This window comes from candidate division TA06 bacterium (assembly GCA_004376575.1).
In the GTDB taxonomy this organism is placed as follows: Bacteria; Hydrothermota; DG-26; order E44-bin18; family E44-bin18; genus E44-bin18.
Window position 1 is genome coordinate 1 of record SOJN01000109.1, and the last position, 10,008, is coordinate 10,008.

General features: G+C 50.6%; 8 protein-coding genes. 5 read left to right on the forward strand and 3 right to left on the reverse strand.

Features of this window, described 5'->3' with window-relative positions; genetic code table 11:
• Nucleotides 1-689 precede the first annotated feature (689 nt).
• Nucleotides 690-1,451, forward strand: a complete 762-nt coding sequence (locus E3J62_09365) for a hypothetical protein (GenBank protein TET44780.1) — start codon at nt 690-692, stop codon at nt 1,449-1,451.
• Between the two features lie 585 nt (nt 1,452-2,036).
• Here E3J62_09365 and higA read toward each other — a convergent pair.
• Both higA and E3J62_09375 read right to left on the reverse strand, forming a co-directional pair.
• Nucleotides 2,037-3,143, reverse strand: a complete 1,107-nt coding sequence (gene higA / locus E3J62_09370; GenBank protein TET44781.1) for an addiction module antidote protein, HigA family — start codon at nt 3,141-3,143, stop codon at nt 2,037-2,039.
• Nucleotides 3,143-3,478: a killer suppression protein gene (locus tag E3J62_09375; GenBank protein ID TET44782.1), complete on the reverse strand. Its 336-nt coding sequence runs from the start codon at nt 3,476-3,478 to the stop codon at nt 3,143-3,145. The genes higA and E3J62_09375 overlap by 1 nt, the downstream gene beginning before the upstream one ends.
• A gap of 1,249 nt (nt 3,479-4,727) precedes the next feature.
• Here E3J62_09375 and E3J62_09380 point away from each other — a divergent pair.
• A complete protein-coding gene (locus E3J62_09380; protein TET44783.1) occupies nt 4,728-6,629 on the forward strand; it encodes a hypothetical protein in 1,902 nt (633 codons plus the stop codon).
• On the opposite strand, the gene E3J62_09385 is transcribed toward E3J62_09380, so the two are convergent.
• Nucleotides 6,532-7,341, reverse strand: coding sequence for a transposase (locus tag E3J62_09385; protein TET44784.1), 810 nt, complete (start codon nt 7,339-7,341; stop codon nt 6,532-6,534). The two genes, E3J62_09380 and E3J62_09385, sit on opposite strands and share 98 nt — an antisense overlap.
• Nucleotides 7,342-7,958: 617 nt before the next feature.
• On the opposite strand from E3J62_09385, the gene E3J62_09390 reads away from it, so the two are divergent.
• The 3 genes from E3J62_09390 to E3J62_09400 all read left to right on the forward strand — a co-directional run.
• On the forward strand, nt 7,959-8,393 hold the full coding sequence (locus tag E3J62_09390) for a hypothetical protein (GenBank protein TET44785.1): 435 nt from the start codon (nt 7,959-7,961) through the stop codon (nt 8,391-8,393).
• Nucleotides 8,344-9,183, forward strand: coding sequence for a DUF1828 domain-containing protein (locus E3J62_09395; protein TET44786.1), 840 nt, complete (start codon nt 8,344-8,346; stop codon nt 9,181-9,183). The genes E3J62_09390 and E3J62_09395 overlap by 50 nt, the downstream gene beginning before the upstream one ends.
• Before the next feature lie 368 nt (nt 9,184-9,551).
• The coding region (locus tag E3J62_09400; protein ID TET44787.1) for a hypothetical protein at nt 9,552-10,008 on the forward strand (457 nt) is incomplete at its 3' end.

Below are 10,008 nucleotides of genomic sequence, written 5' to 3' on the forward strand. Positions count from 1 at the left end.
GGACGGTGCACGACCCTCCGAACACACGAAGGATTTTCAACTTTCTGACAAAGGCCCTCTTTTTTGGTTGCGAGGGACGACACGGAGACCGGCGTGAACTTTTGAAGAACGATACGACAGCGAAAATGTCAAAATGTCAAGCACCGTCCCCAGTCATGGTTCACGATTGCGTGTCTTTTTACTCGATCCTAGATCTTAGATCTTCGATTTATGTGTCTTTTAGCAAGATCCTAGATCTTCGTTTTTCGATCTTCGAATGCGTGGCTTCCCACCGAACCATATTGACTTTCCCCTTCCGCAGTGGTATCTTAGCGTAGTCGCATTCTGACATTGCGCTTTGAAACGAGATCCTAGATCTTAGATCTTCGTTCTTCGATTTAAGCGCCGATGTAGCTCAGTGGTAGAGTCTTCGATAATCTCGTACTATGATAGAGATCCTTCGCGTAGCGGAGGGCAACGCACCCTTCGACTATCGCTCAGGGCAGGTTCGTAATGCCATTCAGGGCAGATTCCGGAAATTCATGAGGCGCGTACAGTTACGCTAACTCCGTATCGTTCCAGACACTTTCACAATTACACTGTTTACATTACTGATGCGATTTGCTACCATTCTTGACGCGAAGCTGGCACAAATATGGCACACGCACTGGAGAGGAAAATCGTTGCGATTCTGGCAGCAAGTTAAGTGTATGTTACCTTTCGTTACAAAAGGGGACATTGGAATTGACAGGCATGGACAGGGAGCTTGCAGAGAGAACGATAAAGGGCATGGAGAGGCACAGGCAAGAGAAGGACAGGGAGGGATAGCGATGATAACAGCAAACGAACTGCGTGCGCTTCTCGTTGAGGCCGGGGCCGGGAATACCGAGGTCACGGGAGAACTCCGGGCAGTCATTCGATTCAGCTCTGTCACAAAGGACAATGCGAGGGAAGCGATAAGACAGGCGGCCAGGACGGGTGAGGATATGGCTGAGGTCTTTGGGCGTGTTTGCAGACCCAGGCCACACAAATATGTCGGCTATGTGCGGGGGAACGAAACGGCGATTTCTCTTCAGAAGGCTAAACTGGAAGCCCATGTAAAGGCCGGGGCCGCGGCGTGCGAGTCAGTTAACATCGTGGTAGATGAGCTTGTCAAGGTTTTCTCCGATGCGGGGGAACCGAAAGGGTACTACGAGACAATTTTGAACTCTTTGCTCCCCGGCGTTTTCTTCCAGGCATTCTCACCGTATGCGGTTAGGGCAGACCTCAGCGATAGGCCGGCACTCCGGGAATTGCTTGAGTATCTTGAGGGAAAACGGGAAACCGTTGATGGCGTACTCGTAGAACGCCTGGAAATCCTTGCAAGCGATCGTTGTGCTCAGGGGCTTCTCGTTAGCAGATTCAAGGCTCTGGGGAAGCGCGTCGTGTTTGTTGACGGTGTAACTATTGCTGGAATTGGAACGTGGTCTTAGACGTGAAGCGCGAGAGCAAACCGTTAGGGCCATTGATGCGGTGCATAACATGGAGGCCGCGCTCGGGAGTCCCGCTGCGGTCTCGGTCGGGAAGGACTTGACGGAATTCATGAAGGAAGGAGGTGCGCAATGGGAGACAAAGGCAAGAAGGATAAGGACAAGAGTCTGAAACAGAAGATAAGAAAACAGGACAAAGAGGCAGAAAAGAAGCAGGACAAGCAACCGAGCGAAACCCCTAGACAGAAAACATAGAACTGCTCAGTGCCAGGCTTTATCCTCCGAATACTCGAAGGATCTTCGTCACTTTTGCATTTCAGCCAGGGGCCCTCGTCTGCCCTAGCTCTCACAAGGGCTTCCAGCAACCAGAACAGTAAGTCTGGCACGGATTTCGCCAATTCTGTTTACATTTTGCCGTGGTAGTCGGCGGCGTCTTTGTCCCCAAGCCTGTCCAAAACGCAATGAGACAGAGCCTGTCTCCGCGCTTTGGTTAGTCTTTGTAGGGGCGCGGTCGCCGCGCCCTCTTGGTTTGGGGGAGCGGGAATCAATCTGTGGGTTGGGGCGGGCGTGAGGTGCTGATTGTTCCGGTTATTCCGTGGTCTCAACCAACCTGAGCCCGCGTTTCAGATCGTTGTGCCACCAATGTGGGATCTTCCCATCATACTGAAGTCTTCCCACTACTATCCCTGGTGCAATGCCGATCCTCTTGGCAAATGTCATAATACTGTTCTTGCTGAAGCGTTCCTGTGAAACGAAAGCCAAGTAGTCGCGCTCAGGAACGAGTGCGTTGGCCGCGAAGCTATCTGCCTTACTCTCCATACCACCTTGCATTCCTTTTGCTTCATCAAGGAAGACCTTCTTCTTGCCATGAAGAAGGACATGTGCTGCCTCATGGTAGAAGCTGAACCACAAGTGGTCATCAAGCTTATGACGAAGACTCAACAATATGAGCGCCTTGTCCTTCGTTAACCAACGCGCAGCTCCGCTTAGGTGCGTCCCAGGGAATTCAGAAACAAATACGAGGGCGACCCCTGCCTTGCGGCACAGTTCCTTCATTTTGGGACCGAAAACCTTTGCCGGCTGGGAAGTCAGTGTCCTTATTTCTTCTAATGCACTATTGAACTTCACCCTACTAAAAGGGCGGGTGTCAATATGCTCGGCGTGAATCTTGCCAATTCTCAACCAGACAGCCACGGATTCTGGAGCGCTCTTAAATGAAGGTGAATGCCTATAAGCAGTGGACTCCTGTACAAGCTGCTTCTGTCGTTCTTCCCATGCCTGAACGGAGCCTACGCCGAGGAAATTGAGCAAAGCCTCGACAGCACCCACCTGGCTAGGTGGTTCCTCAATTATCCCTCTCTTGACGAGTTCCGTAAGCGGAAAACTCTTTGCCCATGTCACCTGTTTTTCGAGCCTTTTCCGTGCGGATACTCGAGCCATATGGAGGTGGTAAAAGGTGTTAAGGTTGCTCCACACTGCCGCCGAGACACCAAGTACCCGCTCAAACTGTATGGCCGTCTCTGGGGTAACAGGGGCCTTACCATTGATTATCTGGCTTACCGTTTTTTGCGAAAGCCCGCACCGCTTCGCAAAGGAGATCTTCTTCATCCCCCGTGCCTCGAGTGTCTCCTCGAGGATTTCGCCCGGATGGACCGCATAGTCAGGTTCAAACTTGTATCCTGCCTTGTTAGCCATCAGTGATAGTCCTCCACGCCTAAAATGGTTATTGCAGTGACTTTTTTCAAATCGATACCCTTCTCTTTCCTTTGGGGTATCGGATGGTGCGCTGGTCTAAAAACAAGCCTCTTCGGATGCTGTAGGTCTACTGCGAAAGTTCCCTTTCTTCTGCCCACGAGCTCATGCCTTCTTTCTGGTGGAAGATGACATACATCTTCCAGATTTGGTGCAGCATTTAGAATCATCATACGCCTTTTTATGACCTGCGCCATGCGTTTGCCGTAATTCTTCTGCAATTTCCCTTCGGAATTGAATATCTTACTCAGCTTCTTATTCTTGAAGTCGATATTCATAATATAATATCTTTACCTAATAAGTAAAGACTTTTTTCTGGAAAGTTCGATTTTCTTTGAAAGGCAACTCTTCTTGTTTAGTCGGCCCCATTCCTTCGGTGCCGTTTGTGTTCCAGGTCTCGGCAGGTTTTGTATTTATGTTGCAGTTTCTTATCCCAATGTCCCGGTTCTGCTTGCGGCAACACATGGATACTCGCTTGGTAAGTCAATTTGCGTGGAACATAGACCCTCACTTCCAGCACGCAGTTGGAAGAATAGCAGCCAGTTGGTGTGATGTCAATGTCTGATCGCCGTCGCTGTTCTGCTCCCGGTCATGGACAGACTTGATTGAACCGATGTGGCTCAAATCCTACGAGGTCCAGCTTACGGGAGAACCATGGAGACAGGCCTCGTGTATCTCGCTTCGCGAGAAACGGGGGGGGCCGTGAAACGCCCTAGGCAGGCATAAACTCATAAACTTTTGGTTCAAAGTGTCGAAGGGTAAGGTCCGGCCCGATCGACTGGATTGCTTCGTCGCCGGTGGCTTCTCCTCCCTCGGCTAACGCCGACGAAGGACCAAATATGTCTCATCCCGCCTGCGGCGGGCTGGACCTATTTGGCTCGCAATGACATTTTTGTTCTTTTGTTGCTCTGGTTGGAACAAGGACAACTGAAAAGCAGATTCTTCGCTTTCGCTCCCCGTGTATCTCGCTTCACGAGAAACGGGGCAGGCAGAATGGCCCGTCCTCGTTCAACCCGAACAAGAAAATCAATCTCGTGGAAATCTGTGTTAATCTGTGGTTCCAAGGTTTTGGGCAAGATAGGTACGCTATTGCGAAACTCGTTGCACTACGCGCCCTTTTATCGTAGAATATCCCTCAACATAGCACCGATAACCAGAGACTTGAAACGACAATCTTAAATCTAAAATCTGCAATCTTAAATGTAGAGGCCGATGTAGCTCAGTGGTAGAGCAACGCATTCGTAATGCCATTCAGGGCGATTCTTGGAAATGCTTAACGGGCACAGAGTTACGGTAACTCCGTATCGTTCCAGACACTTTCACGGATTACACTATTTACATTACTCACACCATTTGCTACCATGTTTGACAGCAAGTTGGCACAAATCTGGCACAACTCTTTTGGGCATCGGAAGTGTCAAAATGTCAAGCACCGTCCCCAAGTCATTATGCCACAAAAGCACTTCTCATAGGCTGAGGGGAATGCACAATCTTCGCGGGTGTCGGGCTGAAGTGGCTTAGAGGGATATGAGGGTACTCAGGCAACATCTAGTTGGGTTTGGACTACTGGCACTGGCCATTGGCGCGAGTGGATACAGACAATCCCAGGATGCTCAGGGATCTGAGACGTCTGTCAATCAGGACATAGTACCTTTGGTGTGCTGTGTCAGTGTGAATGTCCCATCGCCGGAGATTGCGCTGAAGGTCAAATCATACATGGAAGACATAGGCGAGTTCAGTCCATTGAGCGTTGCGGGAGTTGGAGTTGGTTCTCAGGTTCTTCCGTTCTCCGAGGGGCTTTTCCAGGATCTGACGGACATGAACCTTGAGCCAAGAAAGACATGTTTCTACCTATCAGAGAGGCATGTGCTTGGGAAAGACGTGAGGTCTATATACCTCGGGTCCACGGGAGAGAGGGAAGCAGCAAGACCTGTCGCGGTTAGACCGTGGATGCAAGGTGTACCCCCTGACACCGGCGCCGGCAAGCTGTTTCTGCTGGACAGCGGTCTGAGCAGGGTCCTTCAGGTCTCCTGCCCTGGAGACCCGAGTATATCCAACAACGGCGAGTATATAGGCATCTTCGTGGAAGAGAACCAGGGTGAGGGCAGGTGGGACATCTACAACCGCTCCGGTGCGATTACGGCGCAGGTAGAAGTCGCACCTTTCGGTGACGGGAACCCGGACAGGATTATCCTATCTAACGCAGGCTACTGCGCGACAATCCCGACAAATGCCCCATTTGAGGGGCCAAGGGTCGATTTCTACGGACCAGAAGGTGAGCTTATCGCACAAGAAATACGTAGTGACTGGTCCGGTGGATATGCATCAGGTTGCTTCAGCGACGACGGTAGGTATCTCCTTCTCGTAGCGTTGTACCACAGCGAAGGTGGTCTTCGTAGTGAGGTATCCCTATACAGTAACGCGGGAGAACGAGTGTGGACATTTGTCCCCGATGAGCCAGTTGGCCTGTGTTCCGCAGCTTCAATATCTAGGAAGGGCAAAAAGGCCATCGTCTCTTTTGACGAGGATACAGTTAATTCATCCAAGGCTGTTACATATCTGCTGGGCAAATACGGAGACTGCATCAACAAGGTGCTTGGCTTTGCGGCAAGACGCGTTCGGTTCGGTGGTTCGGAGGAATATGTCTTGCTGTGCGAACGCTCGAAGATGATGGTCCTCTGGACGTTCATAGGTAGAACGATATTTGAGCACGGTGATCCAGCCATTGGGGATGCTGACTTCGCAGGCTCCGGCAAACGCGTTTCAGTGATAGAGGGCAAGTCGGTAGTTCTCTATGACACTGAAGGTAGCAAGCTATGGAGCACTCGTCTCCCTGATGTCGCCACGGCATCACGGCCGAAGATAGGCATATCGAACGACGGCAGGGAGATATCGCTGGCGGTGGGAAATGTGTTTCAGGTCTACAGGCAGTGGTCTAAGTGGGAAAAGGCTGACTTGGAGACCAGACGTCTACCACCTGATTCGTTCCCGGAACTTCCTCAACATATCCGTGAATATCTGAAGGACCATGGCTATACGATTCCTCAGGCATACAGACCTTCGCGGCCTCACAACGTGATCTCGGGTGAATTCAGAGAAAAGGGGATTACTGACTTCGCTGTTCTGGCATCCAAGAATAGATCATCATGTATCATGATCTTTTGGGGAGGGTCTGTCGAGAACATCTCCAGAATCAGGGAGGCGAAAGACAGGACCATCCTCCAGGGCATAGGCAGGGGCAAGATTGGTTTTTCGCGCGCCATAATGGTCGCGAAAGGGGTTTCCGTTCAGAAGGCGTGCAGAATATACGGGGAGGCTGAGTCACACGAGATTAAGCACGACGGAATTGAGGACTATTTTCTCGGGAAAGCCTCAATAATCCACTGTCTCGTTGACGGCGAATGGATTGGGGTGCTGGGAGCCGACTGAACATCGAAAGAAACAGGGCGGCATTCGTGGCTCCTCGTGAAGCGAGAATTGGGCTTGGTGAATGAAAGATTAGGGACGGTGCATGGCTTTCTGACAAAGGCGCTCTTTTTCGGTTGCGAGGGACGAGACGGAGACCGGCGTGAACTTTTGAAGAACGATACGACAGCGAAAATGTCAAAATGTCAAGCACCGTCCCCAATCCCCCTTGCGTCATCCCCTCAAAAAAAGCCGTCACAGCCTTCTCGTCTCTTCCCTCACCTACCCATACGACCCGCCCTGTCAGATAATCCAGCACCACCGTGAGATAGTCATGCCCCTTTCTACGCGATATCTCGTCGATGGCCAGAATACTAAGACCGCCATAGTCTGTGTCCCCAAACTCCTCCTCCAAAGCCTCCTTGTCAATCTTTTTCACAGTCTTCCAATCAAGGCCAACATGCTCAGCCACCTCCTTCACAGTCATTCTCTTGCACAGATCCTTGATGTAGTTAGCCAGTCGCTTAGTGACTCGCCCCCATGGACGCACGAACTCCAGATCCTCAACCCGAACCCCGCAAGATGCGCAGTAGACCTTCCGCAGAGGCACGCTGAGCTCAATCTTTGTCTCTGCCAAAGACAGATCCCGTACAACCCGTCGGTGCTTCGAATGAACTCTGCTGGTCTTCGACTGACACCTAGAGCATATCGCCGTAAATCTGCCATCAGCCTCCAAAGAAAGAAGATTAGGGACGGTGCATGACTTTCTGACAAAGGCGCTCTTTTTTGGTTGCGAGGGACGAGACGGAGACCGGCGTGAACTTTTGAAGAACGATACGACAGCGAAAATGTCATAGTGTCATGCACCGTCCCCAGACATAGATTCAGAGATGTTTCAGATTGCCACGCCGCCTCTGGCGGCTCGCAATGACACATTTGCTTTTTCGTTGCATTAGGAAACTCTTGGCTTGGGCAGGGAGACCCTGCCCCTACAAAGGCTGACCTGCGAAACTCGTTGCACTACGCGCCCTTTTATCGTAGAATATCTTTCGACAAAACACTGATAGCTAGAGACCTGAAACGGCAATCTTAGATCTGAAATCTGCAATCTTAAATGTAGTTGCCGATGTAGCTCAGTGGTAGAGCAACGCATTCGTAATGCCATTCAGGGCGGTTTTTGGAAATGCTTAACGGGCGCAGAGTTATGGCAACTCCCTATCGTTCCAGACACTTTCACGGATTACACTATTTACATTACTCACACCATTTGCTACCATGTTTGACAGCAAGTTGGCACAAATCTGGCACAAGCGTGAATTGAAAGGACGGATGCTTCAGTAGAGCAATTCTTGTATGGGGAAATTTGCGTTTACAGCAGACGAGGTAGATGAAATCGTGTCGGCACCTAAGTACATCGAAGATCCTGGCGTGCTCAATCCAACTTCCGAATATGCCGACTACCCTGTGCACATGAAGGATGGTCGGAAGTACGACCTGATTTTTAGGTTCTTCGGCAACGGAACGTGTTTGCTTTTGCAGAACAAACCCATTAGGGGAATAAACTGGCACGCGCGACACCCGAACCCGGACGGCAGTTGTGTATTCGGATGGCACGAACACATATTTGATGATGCAAACGATAGCGAAAAGGTATTCGAGGTTCCGGTACTGAGAAGTGTAGGCAAGCGGGCTGATGCAAAAATAATTATTGAAATCTCGCGGAAACTGTGGAATATTGATGTGTGGGGTCCGATGGGAGGGCAACTCAGGTTACAGATGGAGACCTAATTTGGGCAACATGAGCGACGAGCTACCTGACCGCATAATACAGGAATATTTAAAGACCATAAGAGAGAACACCCTCTGGCAAAAGGTGGGAGATGAGTATGTGATATCAATGCCCTTTGTCGTAGCGAGCGGTCACTTTGTCGAGATTTTTGTCAGAGAAGTTGGCGATAACTTCATTGCCATATCCGACAAGAAAAATGCTCTGTCTGACCTATGGCTTAGCGGTGTGAAAATTCTTGGTCAGAAGAGGAAGATGGTGGAGGACATACTGAGCAAATATGACTTGAGTTTTGAAAAAGATGAAGTCCTTGCGCTCGCAAAGGTCGCAGAGGTTGGCGATGTGTTCAGCAGAGTAGTACAGGCTCTCATAAGAATCGGTGACCTCCGTCTCCTTCACAAAGTAACGCTAGTGACGGAGGAGCGCATAGCAAAAAGGTTGCGGAATGTCGTCCGTGGTATAGAACCACGTCCTCTAGCTGGTCCAAGAGCAGTTTTGCCCGGGCGGATTGAACCGACGCATCAAGTTGATTTTCTGTCTCTGAACGAACACAAGACGGCCGTTAAGGCCATAGATGCGAGGAAGAAACTCTCGCTCCAAGAGAAGGTTGAAGCTTGGGCGTTCAAGTTTGGCGACATGCGAGAGGCGGACCCCGATGTGAGAGCTGTCTGCGTCTATGACCGGGACAACGAGTACTGGAGCGCCAGTCTCGCTCAGGTCGCCGCTGCGAGAGCGGATATCGTTGTCGCCATCCAAGAGAAAGAGGAAATTCGAAAGGCGCTCGTGCTATGATTGATGCAATCTCGCTGCAAGGCTAAAATCCCCGGTCCTCACACCACTCCTACAACTCTCCGAGAGTGTTCACAATAGGTCGTGCAATTACAGACTGCACGAATAGTCAAATGCGCTCTGCAATTCCGCCGTTTACATCGTCTGCATCGTCTGTTATGATAATTGATAGGAAGTTGGAACAAATATGGCACAAGGACGATCTCAACGCCAGGGGTGCCGCTCAACAAATCGCCTGGGTTCTGCTTTCCACGGCTCCATGACTATCCCTAAGGACTTGGGGTCTGGTGGAAAGACGCCGAGAAGGCGGACCTAACAGAGTTCAAGGGTTGGCCTCCGGGCGACTTGACCAAGACGTGGTGGAGGAGACGATGAAGAAAGAAAATCTAGGGGCAAAGAAGCTGAAGGTCGAAGAGGTCAAGTTTATAGAGCCTGACGTTGAAGAAATTGAAATCCCCGAACAGAAGGAATTTTATGAACTTCCAGCACGTTTTGGTGCCATCCCGCTGGACGAAGCACCTTTGGGTTGGGAAGTGGAAACCCGACGGAGCGAAACCAAGATAACGAAGTTCCAGCATGCGTACCCAGTAGTGCGTCTCCCGTTTCAGGAGGTGCACCGCGAGGAATTTGGGCACAAGGATGAATTTGAGGCGTCTCCACTATTCCCAACAGGCGCTAACCGGCTCTTCTTCGGAGACAATCTCCATGTGATGCGCCAGCTGCCGAGCAATAGTATCGATTTAATCTATGTTGACCCTCCCTTTTTCAGTGGATGTATGGGGTCAGGACATGGGTTACACATGTACCGGGACATAGGTAACACTTTTT